The sequence below is a fragment of the Termitidicoccus mucosus genome, assembly GCF_038725785.1.
Taxonomy (GTDB): Bacteria; Verrucomicrobiota; Verrucomicrobiia; order Opitutales; family Opitutaceae; genus Termitidicoccus; species Termitidicoccus mucosus.
Genome location: NZ_CP109796.1, coordinates 3,627,668 through 3,648,289 on the forward strand (window position 1 = coordinate 3,627,668; position 20,622 = coordinate 3,648,289).

The following is a 20,622-nucleotide window of genomic DNA, read 5'->3' on the forward strand; positions in this document are numbered from 1 at the left end:
GATGCCCCTGCGGGCCAGGCCATTTCCTAGAAATTAAGCCCGAAAAGGAACCTCGTGCGTTCGTAGTCGGGCACGCGCGGGTCGGGATTGTGGTAACGCACCTCGTGGCGCAAGGTGAGGGACAGCACCTCGGTGATCTTTTTCGTCAGCTCCAATTCGTTCAGCCAGCCGGAGGCATAAGAGTCGTCCAGGATGAAATACCACGCACCCCGCTCGGTGATCGAGACGCGCCACGGCAGTTGCAGGCTCGCCTCGCCGAAAAGCGACTCCACCGAGTACCTGGTGTTTTCCTGCGCGTGGTTCATCGGCCAGGTGTTGAAAATGTTCTCCGCCACGCCGAGATGGAGCCGGTATCGCTTGGACTTCAGGAGGTGGCGGCCCAAGCCGAGTTGCTGCTGGAGCAGGGTCGCCTTCGAACTCTTGCGGTCGCGCTCAAAGTAGGGGCGGTATTCGCCGAACCAGTTTTCCCCGAAAGAATGCCGCCAGTAGCCGGACGCCTTGAAAATGTCCACGGCGGTCACGTCGTTGTCCCGGCGAAACTCATAACGCGGCTCGATCTGCACCTCGTCGTATTTCCATGTGCGTTTCACGCGCGCCTCGGCCGTGTAGAGGCTGCGGTCCGCGGTGTCCCGGATGACGTTCGCCGAAAACGCAATGCGCCCGTGCCAGCCGCCCCACCATTTGATGAAGCCCTTGCCCAGACGCACGGTGGTGGCGGCCGGCGGTTTCGGTTTCGTGCCGGCGGGTTTCACCGGCGGAGCGGCGGACGGCGTCCCCGGCTTGGGCGGGGCGGTTTTTTCCCCGGTCGCGGCGACCGCGGGGACCTCCGGTTTCGGCGGGGCGGCGGAAGGCTTCGGCGGGGCTTTTTCCCCGGGGGACTTCTTGAGCTTTCCTCCCGTATCAAGCGCGATTTCCGTCTCGGTGATGAGCGGCGCGGGCGGCGCGGTGAGCTCGACGGTCGCGTCGGACTCGCGCACGCTCAAGTCGCCAAACCGCTCCGAACGAAACACAATCTGCCCGCCCTCCTTCTTTATAAAGGTGCCGTTCACCCGGTCCCCGTTGTCGAATTTCAGCACATCGGCGCGCAATCCGGCGCCGAGCGGGAGAATGACGCCACAAATCGCGGCAAAGACCAGTTTGCCGGGGGACATTATGGAGTTTGGGAAGCTGAAGTCCACCGCCGGGGTTCGTCGCTATTCCTGATGGTTTTGCCAGCCTTGGACATCACATCTTGCTCCCTTGGGTTGCGGAGCTCCACCTTCGCGATTGCCCGCAGGGGCACGGTGCTCTGCGACTTGGGGCGTCCGAGGATTGAGAGGTCCTCCGGCGGGGCACATTTGCCCAGGTGCATCCTCAACCCGACGGGCGCCTCCTCATCGAGCTTGAGCGTGGGGATCTCCCTCAAAACGGAATCGAGCACCCGGGCCTGCGCCTGATAATACAGGCCCCTTTTGGCATAGACGCCGCCCTTGATGATGATTTCGGCTCCGTTGGCCAGGCGCCCGCGCACGACAAAAGAATACCGCGCCATGGGCAGCGAATCGATCAGGACGGGCCCGCCCGCGTCTTCCGGTGGCGCGGGCTTTTGGCCTGCGCCACTCCCGGTTTGTTCATGGGTCTGCATGGCCTTCGTTCACCAGAGCCGGCGGTAGCCGAGGTTGAGGGACCAGGGGCGCTCGTAATGGGCGGCCCGGCCGTATTCGTAATCAAAATACAACTGGCTGAGGTCGTTGAGGCGGTAGCCCGTGCCAAAGCCGAACTCCACCCGCCAGCCGTCCAGCCCCAGCGCCGCAGGGTCGAACCGCCGCTCGTGCGCGGTGATCTCTCCGCCGCCGGTGTCCGTCCTGACCACTCCGAACTTCCCGTAGGGCGTCCAGCGCGTGTCCCTGAACTGCCGGCCAAAGCGCACCTGCCCGCGATACTGCGCGGCGGTGGCGTCGTCCACCTTCACCGCGATCGCCACGTTTGCCGGCGTCGTGCGGTAGCTCGCCCCGGTCAGCCGCGCCACCGCCGCCTGTGCCACCGGCTCCACCCACCAGCCGTCGGCGCGCTCAAGGCGGCGGCCCACTTCCAGCGACGCGCCAAAGGCTTCGCTGTTGTAGCGCCCGCGCACGGGGCGGCCGTTCACCGTGCTCACTTCAAAGCTGTGCTTGTAGCGGTCGGCCTTGAGCACGAGATCGGCGTGCCAGCCGTTGGTTTTGAGCATCGTCCCGTAAAGGCCCACGGAGGCGCTGCCGGTCTCGCCGTCGCTGTTGCGGCCAAAGTCCCGGGTGATGCGCCCCATGTCGATGAACGCCCCGAGCAGGTTCACTCCGCTCTCCGTCGCGAAGGCTTTGTCCCCGCCCGCGGTCACCCCGTAGGCGTATTGCTCCACGCCGCGCCCGGTCAGAATGTTGTCGGCGTTGAGCCGGTAGCCGCGGCTGCGCACCCAGACGTTGCCGCCGATGCCGGAGGCATCGGAGTTTAAGTTGAAAGTTGAAGTTGAAGCAGAGGCCAGCAGTTCGGCGCGGACGTCGCCCATGCGCAGATAGAGCGCGTCCAGCGAGTAGTGCCAGTCCTGCCCGATCAGCGCGGCGGTGTCGATGATAGCGTCGGCCGCCTGCGACAGGCCCGTGCTGTAAAGATACCACGTACCCGGGTTGAGTGGCAGCGTGCTGTCCGCCGCGGCTCCATTCGCAAACTCAAACTCCGACAGCCCGAGTGTGATCTTTTCGCCCTCCAACTGGTAAACCGCCGCGCCGTTCAAATCGGTGATGAGCGGGATCGCTGTCTCGTCGCTGCTCGGTTCTCCCCCCAACGCGTTCACGCTCACGGTGAACGCACCCGCGCTGCTGCCCGTCACGGCCAGGTGGTTGGCGACCGCAGCGGGGGCATTCGTGCCGGACACGTTGGTGAAGTCCACGTTGAACTCCAGCCTCGCGTTGCTCCCGGCCAGGCTCGCCACCGTGCCGGTCTTGAACAACCCGGTACCGGCGTGGATGAAGCCGAGTTTCGCGCCGTCGAGCGTCACATGGCCGAGGCGCGCGCCGTCGAGGGCGAACCAGATTTCCGAGCGGTTGTCGGCGCGCACGCGGGCGGCGGCGTCGCCCAGCGCCTGCGTCGCGCCGAGGTAAACTTTCGCGTTTTCCAGCACGCTGTTCGCGATGGCGTTGTCGTGCGCGATGGCCAGCGTGCCGCTGTTGGTGATGGCGAGGGTGCCGGAGCCGTTGACCGTGTTGGCCAGCGTGCCGGAAACATTGCGGTATTCCAGGGTCGCCCCGGGGTTCACGTCCACCCCGGCGGCGCTGAGCGCCATGAGGTCTTCGAGGAGGAGCCGTCCGCCTTGCACGCGGGCCGAGCCGTTGAAACCGGGGTTAGCCGTCGTGATCGCCACCGTGCCGCTGCTGGCTTTGATGAAGACGCCCGAGCCGGAAAGCGCGTTGGCCAGCGTGCCGCTGTTCGCGGGGGCGATGTCGAGCCGCAGCGTCCCGTCGCCGGTGATCGCTCCGCTGCCCAGGCCGGCCACGTGCCTGAGGTCGGCGGTCGCCCCGGCGGCGATGGTCGTGCTCGCGCTCAGGCCGGCGTTCGCGTTGGTTATGGTCAGCGTGTTGCTTTGCACCACCAGCGCCCCGCTGCCGCTGAGCACCCCGCCGCTCGTGCTGTTGCCGCCGCTGCCGCTGATGGCCAGCGTGCCGCCGTTGAAGAGCAGCGCACCGGCGTTGTCGAGCGCGCCGACGGTCTGCGCGGTGGCGTTGAGGTCGGCGGTCGCGGTGGAGGTGATCGCCAGCAGGGACGTGCCCCCGAGCGCGCCGCTGTTGCCGGTGACGAGCGTGCCGGAGGTCACGAAGGTCGTGCCCGTGTAGCTGTTGGCGCCGTGGTTGATCGTGATGGCGCTGCTGGCGCTGATTTGCAGGTTGCCCGAGCCGCTGACGAGGGCGTGCAGCTCGTCGGCACCGGCGAGCACGGCGTTGGCGATGTCGTGGTCGAGCACGGTGGTCTGGCCGGCGATGAGATCGAGGGCGATGAGTTCGTAGCCGAGGTGCAGGCCGCTGCCGCTCACCGTGGCCGCAAAGTCGTAAGTGCCCAGCGCGGTGGTCGCGCTGCTTTGGACAATGCCGTGTTGTGTCGCATCGGTGATCTGGCTGCCGTTCTGGTCAACCAGATTGCTGCCGCTGACCTGAGTCGCGCCGGTGTGCGCGGTCGCGGCGATGAGCTGGATGTCGTGGCTTTCGTCCTGTTGCAACAGCGGGAGCGATTGGCCGAAGCTGCCCGTGTCCACCATCACCACCGTCGAGCCGCTCATGGAGAGCGTGCCGGTGTTCACGATGCCTGCCGCCGCCATGCCGCTGGCGTCGAGCGTGAAGGCGATGGTGCCGCTGGTGAGCGTCAGGTTGCCGACATTTTGCGTGCCGGTCGCGACGGCAGTCCGGTTGTTCGTGTCGATGTTGAGCGTCGCGTTGACCAAGTTGCTGCCGGTCAGCGTGAAGGTGTTGTTTTGCAGTTGCACCGTGCCGCTGAACGCCGTGCCGGTCGCCGCGCCGAAACCGAAGGCGCCGGCGTTGCCGACGAGCAGGTTGCCCGCGCCGGTGAGCTGCTGGTTGAACTCGTAGCCGCCGCCCATGCCCATGAGCGCGAGATTGCCGCCCGATGCGATGTTGACTCTCGTCGTGCCGCTCGCGCCGAGGTTTTGCTGCGCGGTCATCGTGCCGCTGCCGGTCACGTTCCACGCTCCGGTGAAGCTGCTGTTTGTGCCCGTGACCGCCACGCCCGCGCCGCTGAGTTGTGCCGTGCCCGTGCCGATGGTGTTGTTGGCAAACGTGCCGGTGAAGGCGAGGTCGAGCATACTGGTCACATTTGCCGTGCCGGTGCCGATGGCGTTTTGCGCGGTCAGCGAGAGCGTGCCGGCGTTGACGAGCGTGTTGCCCGTGTAGGCGTTGCTGTAGCTGATCGTGATCGTATTCGCGTCTTCCTTGACGAGCATGCCGCTGCCGCTGATCTCATTCGTCATCTGTAATTCGTAATTCGTCATTCCTCCCAGTGTCAGCGTGCCGCTGTCGGTGACTTTGCCCGTGCCGAGGCTCGCGCTGCCGGTGGCCTTCAGCGCGCTGCCGGCGGCGATTTGCCAGGTGCCGCTGAAGGTGTTCGTGCCGGCGAGAATAACGTTCGCGGCGTTCGTCGCGCTGACGATGCCCGTGCCGTCGATTGGTTTCGAGAGGGTGCCGGTGGCGCCGGCGAGTTGGAGTTCGGCGTTTGTCGCGACGCACGCCGTGCCGGTGCGGCCGATTGCGTCGGTGTTGGCGAGGATTGTCGTGCCACTCACGCCGACATTGGCCGTGAAGTTTACGTTGGTGCTGGTGATGGTCGCGAGACCCGCAATGCCCAGACTGCCCGACCCGGCGAGGGTCCCGTCGATCCGGCCTCCGCCGATTGCCTGCGTCTTGCCGTTCAGGTCGTAGGCGGCGGTGTTTGAGATCGCGAGCCATGACGTGTGGCCCAGTGCGTTGTTCGTGCCGGAAACGAGGGTGCCGCTGGTCACGAAGGTCGTGCCGGTATAACTGTTGCCGGCGTTGTTGAGCCTGATGGCATTGCTCGCGCTGATTTGCAGATTGCCCGAACCGCTGATGAGCGCGTGCAGTTCATCCGCACCAAGCGGACTGGTCAGATCGCCATTGAGCACCGTGGTCTGACTGGCGAGCAGTTCCAGCGCGACCAGTTCGTAGCCCAGCCACAGGCCGCTGCCGCTCACCGTCGCGGCAAAGTTGTAGGTGCCGCTTGCGGTGGTCGCGCTGTTTTGGATAATGTCGCGCCGGGTGGCGTTCGTCAGTTCGTTGCCATTGTGGTCAACGAGGTTGCTGCCGCTGACCTGGGTCGCGCCGGTGTGTGCGGTCGCGGCGATGAGCTGGATGTCGCGACTTTCATCCTGTTGCAACAGCGGGAGCGATTGGCCGAAGCTGCCCGTGTCCACCATCACCACTGTCGAGCCGCTCATTGAGAGCGTGCCAGTGTTCACGATGCCTGCCGCCGCCGTGCCGCTGGCGTCGAGCGTGAAGGCGATCGTGCCGCTGGTGAGCGTCAGGTTGCCGACATTTTGCGTGCCGGTCGCGACGGTCGTCTTGTTGTTCACGTCGATGTTGAGCGTCGCGTTGACCAGGTTGCTGCCGGTCAGCGTGAAGGTGTTGTTTTGCAGTTGCACCGTGCCGGTGAAGGCCGTGCCCGTCGCCGTGCCGAAGCCGAAGGCGCCGGCGTTGCCGACGAGCAGGTTGCCCGCGCCGGTGAGCTGCTGGTTGAACTCGTAGCCGCCGCCCATGTCCATGAGCGCGAGATTGCCGCCCGATGCGATGTTGACTTTCGTCGTGCCGCTCGCGCCGAGGTTCTGCTGCGCGGTCATCGTGCCGCTGCCGGTCACGTTCCACGCTCCGATGAAGCTGCTGTTTGTGCCCGTGACCGCCACGCCCGCGCCGCTGAGTTGCGCCGTGCCCGTGCCGATGGTGTTGTTGGCAAAAGTGCCGGTGAGGGCGAGATTGAGCACGCCGGTTACGTTTGCGGTGCCGGTGCCGATGGCGTTTTGCGCAGTGAGCGAGAGCGTGCCGGCATTCACGAGCGTGTTGCCCGTGTAGGCGTTGCTGTGGCTGATCGTGATCGTATTCGCGTCTTCCTTGACGAGCATGCCGCTGCCGCTGATCTCATTCGTCATCTGTAATTCGTAATTCGTCATTCCTCCCAGTGTCAGCGTGCCGCTGTCGGTGACTTTGCCCGCGCCGAGGCTGTCGGCGGTGATCGCTTTGAAGTTGCTGTCACCCGCAATCGACCATGTGCCGCTGAACGCGCTGTTCGCGCCGCCGAGCTCGACGCTGGCCGCGCCGGTCGCGCTGACGAGGCCCGTGCCGCTGAAGGTGTTGGCGTTCGTGCCGGTGGCGGCGGCGAAGATGAACGCGCCATTGTCGGTAATCGCACCGATGCCCAAGCCGCTGACGTTGTTCACGACAATCGCCGCTCCATTGTTGATGGTGCCGCTCACCGTGGTGTTGTTCGAACCGCTGACGGTCAGCGTGCTGCTTTGCACGATGAGCGCGCCGCTGCCGCCGAGCGTGCCGGTTGACGTGCTGTTGCCCGTCGTGCCTCTGATGGTGAGCGTGCCGTTGTTGAAGTTCAGCACGCCGCTGTTGTCCAGCGCGCCGACCGTCTGCGTCTTGCCGTTCAAGTCGAAGGTCGCGTCGTTGTCCAGCAGGCTGGTGCTGCCGGTGGCGTTGTTGCTGTAGGCGACAAAGGCACCGCTGGCGATGTGCGTGCTGCCGCTGTAATCGCTCGCCGCGCTGCCGATTTCATACGCGCCGGTGCCGTTGAACACGAACCCGCCGCTGCCGGTCAGCTTCGCGGTCAGCCGGTTGTCCGCGTCCTGCGTGCCTGCGTTGCTGACGGTGATGAACGTGCCGCTGTTGGCGGACAGCTCGGTCAAGCCGTAGGTGATGTACAGCCCCTTGTGCATGCCGTCGTCGAGCACCTGCCCGGTGTAATCATACTTCGCCGTGCCGCTGGCGCCGCCGTTCTGACTGACGCTGACGCCGTTCACGCTGCCGATGGCGCTGCCGCTGAAGTTTTGCAAGGCCAGTTGCGCGCCGGCGTCGTTGACGCTGCCGGTGGCGCTGACCAGCGTGGCGAACACGGTGCCGGTGTCCTGGTAGAAAAAGTCCTGCCCGCCGGGCGTGCTCTGGCTGACAAAGTTGTAGTTGTCCAGTTGCACCTTGCTCGCTGACGGTGCGCTCAAATCGCCCGCCGTCAGCGAGCCGCTGGTGGTGACGGCGTCGGCCATGTTTATCTTCAATACGCCGCCCTCGAACGCCAGGCCGCCGAGGAAATATGTGCCACTGTCAGCGAGTGTCGTGCCGGATGCGCCGAGCGAAAGCGTCGCGTTCTTCATGATGCCGGTGCCGCTCGTGGCGCTGACGGCCACGCCCGCGGCGATGTTGTCCAGTTGGAAGAAGCCGGTCTTCACGTCAACGGTCCCGCTGAACGCGGTGGTGTTCGTCGCTGACGTTGCGAAGTTGAACGTGCCGCCGCTGGCCAAGTCCACCGTCAGCGTGCCGTCGCCGGTGAGCGAGTTGATGAACGTCCAAGTGCTGGCGCTGACGGTCAGGTTGCCGCCGTCAAGGTTGACCCTGCCGCTGTTGCCGAGGTTGGTTTGCGAGGTCACCAATCCCCGGCCGGTCACCAGCCAGTTGTTGATGCTGTTGCCGCCGGTGAGGTTCACGCTGCCACTGACCAGCGCGGTGCCGCCGCCGGTGGTGTGGTTCGCGTAAGCGCCGGTGCCGCTCAAATTCAGAATGCCGGCCGCGCTGACGCCGACCGTGCCGCTGCCCGCGCCGTGGAGGTTGCGCAATTCCAGCGTGCCGCCGCTGACCAGCGCACCGCCGCTGAAGGTGTTGCTGCTGGTGACGAGCAGCAGGCCATCGCCGGCTTTCGTCAAAGTTTTGCCATCCCAGTCGCTGGCGTAGCTGCCCGCGCCCATCGTGTCGCTGAGGGCGAGGTCAACCATAAAGGTCGAGCCGCTGCCAATCGTGAACGTGCCGCTGCCGTTGGCCGCGTCCGCCAGCCAGCGCAGGCCGGTGCCGATGACGTAGCTGGTGCCGGTGGTGGTCTTATAAACGCCGCCGTAAAGGTAGTCCGGCAGCGCCGCGTTGATGGCGTGGTTGTTGGTGCCGTTCACCGTGATGGTCGCAAAGGTGCCGCTGATCACGCCGCCTGTCGCGGTGACCAGATACTGCAACGCGCTGTTCGCCACCGCGCTGGCCGTCGCGTAGGTGCCGCTGATACCGGTCGCGCTGGTCACCGCCAGCGTGCCGCCCACCGTCGCCGTGTTCGCGTACACAAAGGCGTCGTTCGCGCCGCGGCCCGCCACGTCCAGTGTCAGCGTGCTTTGCGCGTTCTGTGCATACGTGCCGCCCGCCGTCACCACACCGCTGCCGCTGACGGTCATGCCGCCGCGTCCGCCATCGTCGCCGAGAATGACGCTGTCACCCAGTTGCAGGCGGGCGTCGCTGACGCTGACCGTGCCGGTGCCCTCCGTGCCGTTGCCGACGATCAAATTGGCGGAGCCGCTTATCACCGCGCCGTTGCCCACCGTCAGCGCGCCGCTGCCGGTGTAGGCCGCCGGGTCCGCCGGCAGCGCGTAGCCATGACCCATGCCGATGTAAATGTCACCGCCGGTGCTGAAAGAGGAACCCTCGCCGCTCACGCTGATGCTGCCCGACGCGCTGGTGGCGCTGCCGCTGGTCTGCGCCCCGCTCCAGCCGATTAAACCGACATACACCGCCGTGTTGCCCGTGCCGGTGAACGCGCCGCCGTCGGTGATTTCCAGCAAACCGGTCGCGCCGTCGCCGACGGTGAGCTGCAACCCGGTCACGTTCAACCGCGAGCCGCTGCCGGTCACCAAAACCGTCCCCTCGCCCGGCGTCGCGCCGAGATAGGGTTGTTCGTTGAGAATGAAGCCGCCGATGGACGCCGCCGCCGAGCGCACTTCCGCGCCGTTTTCAATCACCAGCCGCCCGCTGCCGCTCGCCCCCACCGTCAACGTGGTCTTGCTGACGACACTGCCCTGCGTGAGAATCTGTGAACCGCTGCCGCTGACCGTGACCAGGCCGGTGCTGCCGGGGCCGGTGCCGATATTCAGCCGGTCGGTCTCCACCCGCGAGCCGTCGGATACCGACAGCCCACCGTCGCCGAAGCCGCCGACCGTGAGGCGCGAGTCCGCCGCGTAATGGTTGAGCCACACCGATGAGCCGGTCAGCGTGACCGTGCCCGACGAGCCGGCCTCTTGCCCGATTTGCACGCGATAATTCGGGCTGGCCAGATACGCCGCGCCGACCGTGACCAGCGTGCCGCTGTTGCCGAGGTTCAAGACACCCGTGCCGCCGACGCCGACTGCGAGCGCGCCGGTGTTCCACACCCCGCCGCTGACGGTGGCCGTGCCGCCGTCCACCACGCCCGCCGTGCCGCCGACGTAGCCGGTGATGTTCAGCACGCCTTCCCGCACCAGCGTCGTGCCGGTGTAGGTGTTGGTCGCGCTCAGGGTCAGCGTGCCCTCGCCGAGCTTGGTCAGGGACTTGCCGTCCCAGCCGAACTGGGTGCCGCCGACGTTGACCAGACCGACGCCGGCCTGCCCGCTGAGGGTCGGCAGGGCGTCAATCACGAAGGTGCTGCCACCGTCGATGGTGAAGGTGCCGCTGTTAATCGTGTCGTCCGCCGCATACCAGCGCAGGCCGTAGCCGACCGCGTAGGTGCTGCCGCTGTTGATGATTTGGCCGCCGCCGTAGAGGTAATCCTGCGCCGACTGGTCAACGCCGGTCACTGTGGCGAACGTCCCGCTGATGGTGCCGCCGGTCGTGCTCAGGATGTATTGCAGGCCGTTATTGGCCACGATGCCCGAGGCGCTGCCGCTGTTGTTGAACGACGCGAAGTTGAGCACGTTGAGCGTGCCGCCGATGGTGGCAGTGCCGGCGGTGATGTAGTTGTCGGTCGCGTTGCGCCCGGCGGTGTCCACCGTCAGCGTGGCGGCGGATTGACGATATGACGTGCCGACGTTGAGGTGCGCGCCGCCGCTCATCGCCAGCGCACTGTCGTTGACGGCGCTGCCGGTCGTCGTAAATTTGCCGTTGTTGGTGAACGCCAGCGTGCCGCCGTTAACCAGCAGCGTGCCCGCAGTGCCGCTGTCGTGCGTGATGGTCACCGTGCTTGCGTCTTGCTTCAGCAACACACCGGTGCCGCTGATGGTGTTCGCGGTGTTGAGCGTCCAATCCGCGGGCTGGAAAGCCCGCGCTCCCGTGATGAGGGTGCCACTGACATTCACTTTGCCCGCGCCGAGGCTCGTGCTGCCGGTGGCTTTCAGCGCGCTGTCCGCCGCGATGGTCCACGTGCCGCTGAAGGCGCTGTTGCTGCCGCCGAGGATGACGTTCGCCGCGCTGGTCGCGCTGACGATGCCGGTGCCGCTGATATTGTTCAAATTGGTGCCGGTAGCGCCGACCCATTCCAGCAGGCCGCTGACATTCAGCGCGCTGTCGCCCAGGCCCGACACGCTGTCGAGGCTGGCCGTCGCGTTGTTCGCGATGCTGCCGGTGCCGTGCAGGTTCGCGTTCGTGCCGCTGACGGTCAGGTGGCCGAAGTTGAGGTTCAGCGTGCCGCTGCCCGTCAGCGCGTTGTTGCCGGATACCGTGCCGCCGCCGGCTGCCGTCGCCGTCACTCCGGGCTGGCCGGAGGTGTTGTCCCGGATGTTCAGCACGCCGTTGTTGAGGTTGATCTGGCCGCCATTGGAGATTTGCACGCCGCCGACATTGGTCACGTTGCCGCCGAGGTTCAGGACCGCGCCGGTTTGTGTCGCGCTCACCATGACCGTGTGGCGCGTGCCGCTGCCAAGGGCTTCGCTGTTCGTCACGACCAGGGTCGTGCTGCCGCTGATGAAGGTCGTGCCTGTGTAGCTGTTCGCCGCGTTCAGGCGGATGCCTGTGCCGGTGTTGCTCACGTCGCTGTAGCGCACGTTGCCCGAGCCGGCCGAGCCGCTGTAGGCCGCGCCGTCCGCCGCGTTGTGGATGTAGTCCGTCAGCGCGATGCCGAACGCGTTGTTCGAGTCGCCGGTTCCCAGCGCCACTTCGAGCGTCCGGGCTTGGAAAATTTCGATTTGGTCGAGCGCGAAACCCACCCGCAGGTCGTGGCTGTTGGTTCCGGTCGCCTCGTAGGCGGTCCAGTCAAACACGCCCTTGCCCACTTCCGCGCCGTTTTGTCCGATGCCTTGCCGCATCGGCGTGGTCAGGTTGTTCCACGATGCCCCGTTGTTGGTGGAGTATTTGAGGTTCGCCCAGTTCATCGCGCCGAGGATGTCCATGTCGCTCTTGCCCAAGAGCAGCGAGTCGGCGCCGGTGACCACCGTCGAGAACAGCGAGGCCAGGGTCTGCGTTCCGCTCGTGTTGGCTTGCAGGGTGTTTTGCAGGTTCAGCCTGAACTCCGTCGCCGCGCTGATGTTGATCGTGCCCGAACTCAGGTAGGCCACGGGATTGTTTGCGCCGTCGAAGTTCCACTGGAATACGCCGCCGGCAAAGTCCACCCCGCCTTCGATGCGGCGTGCGCTTCCGCTGTTCGCGAGGAGCGAACCGTAGCTGCCGTCCTTCGTCCGCAAGGACGAGGTGCCCGCGTTCAGGAACGCCTCCGCCGTCTGGTTGATCTCGTATTCGGCGTGGCGCATCTCCACCGCGCCGTGGAAGTCGCGCCCGTATTGCGCGGCCTTCACCGCGGTATTGGCAAAGCTGAAGTCATAGGTCCCGCTCGCGTGGCTGGTCTCCCCAAGGTCCACCACCAGCGTGCCCCCGCCCTCGAGCGTGTTCACCAGTCCGTAGTTGCCGCCGTTTTCGCCGAGGTGGAAGACCGCGCCCTCGCGGATGTCCACCACGTCCGTCACTCCCACCGTGGCCGCCGTGCCCACCGCCCCGCCGTTGGCGATTTTCATGGTGCCGCTTTCAACCACGCTCCCGCCGGTGTGCTTCTGCTCCACTCCGTCGAACAGCAGCACGCCGCCGCCGCGCTGCACCACCGTGCCGCTGCCGGCAATCGTCCCGCTGTAGGCAATCGTGTCGCCGCGGTTGAACACCAGCGACGCTCCCGCGTCCACGTTCACCGTCTTGCCCGCATCCGTCATCGCCAGGATGCTGCCGCTCGTCCCGCCGTCGCCGATCTGCAATTCCCCGCCGTTCACCGTGGTCGTGCCGGTGTAGGGGTTGTTCCCGGTGAGCGTCAAATTGCCCGCGCCGGTCTTGACCATGTTCGCGCCGCTGATGACGCCCGATTGCGTCGCCGTTCCGCCGGCGACGTTAAACGTGCCGGAGGCGAGCACGTTCACGGCGTTCGAGAGCGTGATGCCGTCGTTGTAGGCGAGCGTGGTCGCATCATTCAGTGTGAGCGTGCCGGTGCCGAGGGCGTCGTCGCCGGCGATGGTCAGCACGCCGGACCGGACGAGGCTGTTGCCCGTGTAACCGCCGCTGGAACCGGAGAGCGCGACGGTGCCGCTGACGATGAGCGAGCCGCTGCCGGCGAGGGTGTTGTCCATCGTGCCGCTGGTGAAGGTCAGCACGAGGGACGAAAGGGACTCAAGGGACGCAAGGGATCGTCCCAAGGCGCCGGCACCGGCGGCGACGAGCGCGCCGGCGCGGACGGCGGTCGTGCCGGTGTGGGCGTTGCTGGCGGTGAGCGTCAGCGTGCCGGAGCCGCCCTTGACGAAGCCGCGGGAGCCGCTGATGACGCCGCTGAGCGTGCCGCTGTTCGCGCCGGTGTTGAGTTCGCCGCCGCCGGCGATGATGTTGTTGGCGAGATTCAGGCCGTCCGCGTCGAGGCGCACCGTGCCGGAAGACACGGGCGGGACGCACGTGCCACCCGAACCGCCCAGCGTCAGCGTGCCCGTGCCGAGGGCGGCGTTGTTCGCGATGCCCGTGATGCCGCCGGCGGCGGTGTAGCCGCCGGTGAAAGTGTTCGCGTTGGTCAGGAGCAGGGTGCCTTCGCCCGTTTTCGTGAGGGAGCCGGTGCCGCTCAGGGTGCCCGTCGCGGTCAGGGTGTCGGAGGCGGAGGCGATGTCGAGCCCGCCGCCGCGGATGGCGCCGTTGCCGGAGAAGGTCGCGCTGCCGATCAGGCCCAGCGTGCCGCCGAGTGCGTAATTGTTCGCCAGCAGGCGGTCCACGCCGCCGGTGTCCAGCGCGCCGTTGTTGAAGGTCAGCTGGCTCGTGCCCAAGGCGCCGTCGTGACCCATGCGCACCGTGCCCGCGTTCAGGGTGAAGCCGGCGGTGAAGTAGTTTGCGGCATCGAAGACCACCATGCCGCCGCCTTCCTTGCTCACGGCACGCCCATTGGCCGTGATGCTTTTCGCGAAGGCCAGCGTGCCGCTGTCCGCATTGGTGATTTCCAGTGCGTCGTTCAGGCTTATCAGCGCGTCTATCACCACCGAGTTCTTGTTCGTCATCTGGATGAATGCCGCCCCGGCCGTCCGGTCGAAGGTCAGGCCGTAGCCGTTGCCGCCGTCGGAGATCGCGTAGTTGTCCGCCGTGTTGCTGCTCAACACCAGGCCGCCCAGCGTCACGTTTTGCGCCAGCTCCACCGTCTTGCCGTCCAAAGAGGGATCGAGGTCGGCGAACAGCGCCACCGCGTCCACCGCGCTCGGCGTGCTGTTCGGGTCCCAGTTGAGCATTTGGTTCACATGCCAGATGTTCGTGTTGTTGCTTCCGCTCCATTCCGCGCCGGTGCCGATGGGCACCAGCTCCAGCAACCCGAGGTAGTTGCGCGTCGCGCGCGCGCCGGGCAGGTATTGCACGCCGGGGCGCGTGTCGTGGAACGTGATCGAGCCGAGCAGCGCGCCCGACGGCGCGGCGTTCGCGAATTGCAGCCGCGTGACGCCGCCGCCGGCAAGCTCGCCGGCCCAGTTGTCCACCAGCAGCGAGCCCGGCCAAGCGCCCGCCGCCCCGCCGAGGGTGAGCACTCCGCCGCCGTTCAGGTCCAGGATGCCGCCGCCCGTGCCGATATCGAGCAGCGCGCTGGAGAGGGTCGCCTCGTAGCCGGGCATCACCTCCAGCCGCATGCCGTTCGAGAGGGTGAGCTTTTCCACGCCGGGGGAATTCACGTTGTAAAGCTCAAGGCTACCGCCGGTGATGTTCAGGTTCTTCGTGAAGATTTGCCCGCCCTGCCAGGACACCACGCCGCCGGCGAGATGGAATTCATCGCCGAGCACGTTGATGTTGCCGCCCGTGATGCCGACGCTGCCCGCGCCGGTTTTGATGAGGTTGCCGGCGATGTTCAGCCAGCCGTATTGGTTGCCGGCGACCGTCATCACCGCGTCGGGGTTCAGGCGGGTTTCCACGCCGCTGCCGGCGAGCGTGCCGGATTGCCCGGTGACGTTGACGTTCGCGCGGTAGGCGTCGCTGTTGCCGACCAAGTTCATGTTGCCCGCGAGGGTCACGGTGGCAGTCGAGACAAGCTCCAGCGTGCGGTTGTAGTTGCCGCTTACGAAGGTCACGTGGCCGCCGCCGCCGAAGTAGTTTTCGCCGAGGACGTATTTGCCCAGCGTGATGTTGCCCGACCCGGCCATTGCCGAGAGCGTGCCCTGGACGATTTGCGTGTTGCCGGTGTAGTCGCTCGCGTTGCTTTCCAGCCAGAGCGTGCCGACGCCGGTCTTGATGAGGCCGCCGTTGCCGGTGAAGGAGAGGTTTTCGCCGAAGGCCACCGTGCCGCCAGTGATGGTCAGGGTGTAGAACGAGTTGAGGGTGGAGGCCTGCGCCAGGGCCGGGGCGAGCGTCAGCAGTCCCGCCGCGCCGTTGAACCGGGCCTCGGTGTAGCTGGTGCTGGTGAAATTCACCGGGTTGGCGAGCGTGACCGCGCGGGCACTGGAGGCCAGCGTGGTGACGTAGTTGGAGTTGCGGACAAAGAGCGTGCCGGTGCCGATGGCGTGGTCGTCGCCCACGGCCAGCGTGCCGACATCCAGATAGGTGTTGCCGGTGTAGGAATTGCTGCCGAGCAGCACCAGCGTGCCCGCCTGTCCATAGCCGTTGTAGCCCACGGTCAGATTGCCGGTGCCGGCCAGGTGGTGGCCGGCGGTGAAGGTCAGCGTCCGGTTGTTCTCAATGCTGGGCCGGAAGCTGGTCATGGTGCTGGTGCCGACGTAATCCAAGATCAGGTCGCCGCCATACAGCTTGAAGTAATCGGTAAACTGAAACTGGTTGGAAAGCGTCCGCGTGCCGCCGACGACATACATCGCCGCGTCGCCGCTCTGCCATGTGACCTTGCCGGTGCCGAGCGCGGTGTCGGTGCCGACGTAAACGTTGCTGAATTGCGCGCCGGCAATCAGCCCGCCGCTCCAGCCGGAGTTGTCGCCGAGGAAGCGCACGTTGGACTTTTGCGCGACCTTCAGCGCGCCCGATCCGGCCAGGGGCAGGTCGAAAACGAGCGTGCTGTAGCCGTTGTGGGTGGCGCCGCTGTTCGCGCCGTTGCCGTTGAGCTCCCAGGTGCCGGAGGCGATGAAGCCGGTGCCGGGGGAGCGCAGCCACAGCGAACTGGCGTTGTTTTCGAGCGTCTGGCCGAAGAAAATATTGCCCTTGATTTCGAGCGCGCCGACGGTCACGTCGCGAGTGACGCCGGTGACGTCGTTGGAACCTTGCGAGCCAGGGCGGAGGCCATACCAGAGGCCGGGCGTGCCGTCGCCGATGGTCAGCGTGCCGGTGCCGAAGAGCGTGCCGTTGGCGCCGATGCGGATGACCGGCATGTTGCTGGCGAGCGCGGCGGTGGCGGCGCTGCCGATGAAGCGAAAGCCGCCGGCGAAGTCGCTGGTGCTCGTGCCGCCGGCCTCGGTGGTGCCGAGAATCAGGCCGTAAGCGCTGCTGGCATAACCGGTGTAGGCAATGCCGCCGTCGCCGGTGATGCGGCCGTTCAGGGCGGTGCGGCTGTAGGAGTCGTAATGGTTGAAGTTCTCGATGAGCAGGTCGTCCTCCAGCAGGAGCGTGCTGTTGATGGTGAGCAGATTGCCGTTGCTGGTGTTCAGATGCGCGGGGCTGCCGCCATTGTCGAAGGCGAGTGTGCCGCCGGAGAGGATGATGCGGGCGTTGTTGCTGGAGACTTCCAGCGTGCCGACTTTGAACGCGCCGTCCACAGTGATGGTTTTGCCGTCGAGTTTTTGGTCGATGTCGCGGATCCCGGCGTAGGCGCCGGGGGCGTTGGGCACGTGGCCGCTGGCCCAGTTGGTGGCGGAGTTCCAGGTGGCGCCGGTATAGTCGTCGCCGATGTTGCCGCTCCACTCGTCAATCGCCGCGCCGGTGGGGGCGAGATAGTATTTCGTGCCGCTGGCATCGGCGAGGAATATCGCGCCGGGGGCGCGTCCGGCGAAGGCGATGCGGTCGAGCTGGGCGGCGTAGTTGCCGGCGTTGCCGGCGGTGATGTTGCCGATGTAGATGTAGTTGTTGGTCACGCCGAGGTGCCCGGTGTAGTTCCAGTCGTTGTCGTCGTTGGCGAGGTTGAGCTGCATGGCGGGCGTCCAATCGCTGGGCGAGGTGCCGCTGAGGCTGGAAAAGGTCAGCACGCTGTCCTTTTCCATGTAGATGCCGGCGTTGCCGGTCAGGCGCAGGACGCCGAGGGTGTTGGCGGTGGTGGTGCCGGCGCGGAGCTGGCCGCCGGCGAGGTTGACGGTGCCGAATCCGTTGCCGCTTTGGTTCAAAATCAACTGCCCGCCGCTGATGCTCAGCGCGTTGGCGGAGACCGTCGTGGACAGCCACAAGTCGCCGATATTGCTTTTGGACAGGGTGGAGATGCCCGTGAGCGCCTGGCCGGTGATCGCGCTGGAGCCGGTGGTGCTGAAGGTCAGGTTCGGCGCGCCGGCCAGCGTGACGCCGTTGTTGATGAGCGTGATGGCGTTTTGGAACGTCAGGCCGCCGCCACCGCCCTGGGTGACGAGGGTGCCAGTGTTTTGCAGGGTCACGGTGCCGTTGCTGTAGAAGCCGAGGTAGCCGTTGTTCACGACCACGGTGCCGCGCAGCTCGGCGAAGTTTCCGCCGAGGCTGTTCCACAACGTCGCGCCGCCGCTGATGTTGATCGAGCCGCTGCCGAGGTAATTCTGGCCGGGCGCGAGCGCGCCGATGACCAGGCCGCCCGAGCGAACCTCGGTGTAGAGGTAGCCCGAATTCAGGAACAGGCCGCCCTCGAAGGTGTTGCCGCCGCTGTTCAGGTAGAGCGCGCCCATGGTGCCGGCCTTGGCAAGGCCGCCGGAGCCGACGAGGTTGGTGGTGGCGCTGAAGGTGACCGAACGGCCGTAGCTGATGTTCTGCGCGGCCTCGTTGACGGTGATGGTGCGGGTGCCGGTGAGGACGACATCGCCGCCGTAGCCGAAGGTGATGTAGCTGGCGGTGAAGTTGCCCTCGATGGCGAGGGGATTGGTGACGATGGTCGTGGCGCGGTCGGTGCTGTTGCCACCGCCCATGATCCTGCCGCCGAGGATGGTGAGGGTGCCGGAGCCGAGGGCGTGCAGGTCGGTGTTGGCCGTGCCCATAATGCCGAGCCAGCCGGTGCTTTCCAGAACGGTGCCGCCGGTGTAAGAGCTGGCGTTGGTCAAATGGCCGTAGCCCCGGACAATCAGCGCGCCGCTGCCGGAAATGGTGCCGGCGATGCCCCGCATCATGCTGGAGGCACGGCCCACATCCCAAATCAGGTCGCTCTTCAGGACAAACGCGCCCATGGTGCGGTCCAAGTGGGTCGAGGGGCTCGTGGTGGTCTGGATAATCGCCGCCGCCGAGCCGGACACGCCGGTGTCCCAGATGACGGTGCCGCCGCTCGGCCCGCCGCCGTTGTAGCTTTCGTTGATGAGCCACTGGCCGACGGTAACGGTGCCGGTGATGTTGATGTTGGCGTTGCCGGGAGCGCGATCCACCCGCACGATCGCGCCGGGGTGGTTGGGGATTTCCATGCCGGCGATGTTGGCGCCGGAACCCCAGTTGCGGTAGTCGAAGTAGTTGTTGTTCGCCGCGCCCGTCCAGGTGCCGGTCATGAAGGTGGTGGGTTTGTAGAGGCCGCCGCCGATCGCGGTAACGCCTTTCTCGAAGCCGTAAACCCAAACGTCGGAGGGGTTGACACCGCCGGTGAGGCGAAGGATGTCGTCGCGGACGGCGGTGCCGCCGAGGAGGCCGTCGGGGTTGCCCTCCCAGTTGAGGATGTTGATGTCGCCGGTGTTCGCGCCGGCGAGGGTGAGGGTGCTGGCGGAACCGGGAGCGCCCATGTCCATGAGCAGCGCTGCGAGGTTGCCGACGGTGATGTTACGGAGGGTCTGGTCGGTGCTGTTGAGGCGGAGGGTGGCGACGTTGTAGTAGGTATCGAAGGCGGTTTGGTAGCCGTCGAGGACGGCGATGCTGGCGACGGTGTCGAACTGGCCGGACTTGCCGAGGATGACTTCCTGCGTGAGCGCACCGGTGCCGGTGATGCCGAGGGCGAGCGTGCCGGAGAGGGCGAGATCGGCGGTCGCGCCGAGGGCGAGCGTGCCGGAGCGGAAAAGGAGGTTTTGCGCGGAAAGGAGCGTGATGTCGCTGCCGATGACGAGCGAGCCGGGGCCGGTTTTGGTGATGTCGCCGAGGCCGGTGATGGCGGCGGCGGAACCGTTGCCGTTGATGCGCTGGATGCTGGTCGCGGTCGCGCCGGGGCCGGATTCGAGGAGGAGGTTGGGGGCGTTGAGGATCGTGCCGGAGAGGTAGGCGAGGTCAAGGCCGCCGAGGCGCAGCGTGCCGGACGCGGCAGGTGTCGCGCCGCCGGAGAGGGTGCCGCCGTTGAGGATGAACGCGCCGCCGGTGTGGCTGGTGGCGTCTTTAAGAATGTCCACGCGGGAGTTGCCGGCGAGGGTGAGGGCATGGCCGGAGAGTTGGACGGTCTGGTTTGCGGCGGAGGTGAGGATTTGGAGGACGGCGGCGTTGCCGGTGAGAGCGATGTCGCCGATGCCGAGGTTGTTCTGCCCGGCGGCGAGCGCGCCGAGGGTGATGCCGCCGCCCGCGCCGCCGGCGAGGGTGGTCTCGGTGCGTCCGCCGTTGAGGAGCAAGCCGCCGTTGAAGGTGTTGCTGGTGCTGTCGAGGCGGAGGACGCCGACGCCGTTTTTCACGACGGAACCACCCGCGCCGGTGATCGCGCCGGTGATGGCGGCGGTGGCTGTCTGGAAGAGGGTGCTGATATCGAGGGTATGCGCGCCGAGGTCGACGGGGCCATTGAGGGTGAGGGTGGAAGGGTAGCCGTCGGCCGGGTCGGCCAGGAAGACGCCGAGATTCGATGCGAGCGCGATGGTCGAGGAGACGGTGACATGGTGGTTGTTCTCCACGCGCCAGATGGCGGAGGAAGCGCCGCCGCTGTCGAAGGCAATGAGGCCGCCGTTGAAAGCGAGATTGGTGGCGGTCTCGGTGCCCTGCTGTCCGCTGATGAGCAGCGAGCCGAGCGTGATCGAGCCGCTAATGGTGACCGTCTTGTCACCGGGGACGGCGAGGGCGTTGAAGATGGCGATATCGCCGGGGGCGTTCGGAACGCCGCCGCCGAGCCAGTTGGAGGCGTCGGACCAAGTGCCGCCGGGGGTCTGCCAAGTGGACTGGGCCGTGAGGCACGGGGCTGGCACGACGAGAAAGAGTGCGAGGGCGGCAAGTGTAGCGGGGATGAATTTTATATTCATTAGATTTTTACAAAAAGAAGCAAGGGCCTTGCTAGATAAAAAATTAAGCGGATTACATCATACCATTTATAGAATTAATCTGTGCGGCTACTGCGCCGGCGCATGGGAGAGGCGAAACATGGCCAACAGATGCACCTCGCCGGTATCAAATGGTGACCTTGTCCAGTCCCTCCATGTCTCCACATTTTGCGTGAGTCTGCATATGTTTATCGCGCCATGCGTAATTATACTGCGATTTATAAAGTAAACTAAATGATTGATATAGATATAAGTTATAGCATCTGATGAAATTTATCACACTACCCGCATCAGCCGCGATGGCATTCAAGCCGCGCTGCAAGCAAATGGTCGGAAAGAACGATATAACACCTTACAAATGCATATTTATGGCGACAATCGAGGGGATTTTTGACACATGTCAAATCTTTATTATGAAATGAAGAAAT

At 65.8% G+C, this 20,622-nt stretch carries 3 protein-coding genes; all 3 read right to left on the minus strand.

The genetic code is table 11. From position 1 onward, the window contains the following. Positions 1–26 precede the first annotated feature (26 nt). From OH491_RS12685 to OH491_RS12695, 3 genes are read right to left on the minus strand one after another with little or no spacing between them, the layout of a single operon-like run. Positions 27–1,151, minus strand: coding sequence for a DUF481 domain-containing protein (locus tag OH491_RS12685; RefSeq protein WP_068770934.1), 1,125 nt, complete (start codon positions 1,149–1,151; stop codon positions 27–29). Further along, on the minus strand, positions 1,151–1,624 hold the full coding sequence (locus OH491_RS12690; protein WP_068770933.1) for a hypothetical protein: 474 nt from the start codon (positions 1,622–1,624) through the stop codon (positions 1,151–1,153). Before OH491_RS12690 ends, OH491_RS12685 begins: the two co-directional genes overlap by 1 nt. A gap of 9 nt (positions 1,625–1,633) precedes the next feature. Further along, complete coding sequence (locus OH491_RS12695; protein ID WP_068770932.1) at positions 1,634–20,176, minus strand: autotransporter-associated beta strand repeat-containing protein; 18,543 nt, start codon at positions 20,174–20,176, stop codon at positions 1,634–1,636. Positions 20,177–20,622 lie beyond the last annotated feature (446 nt).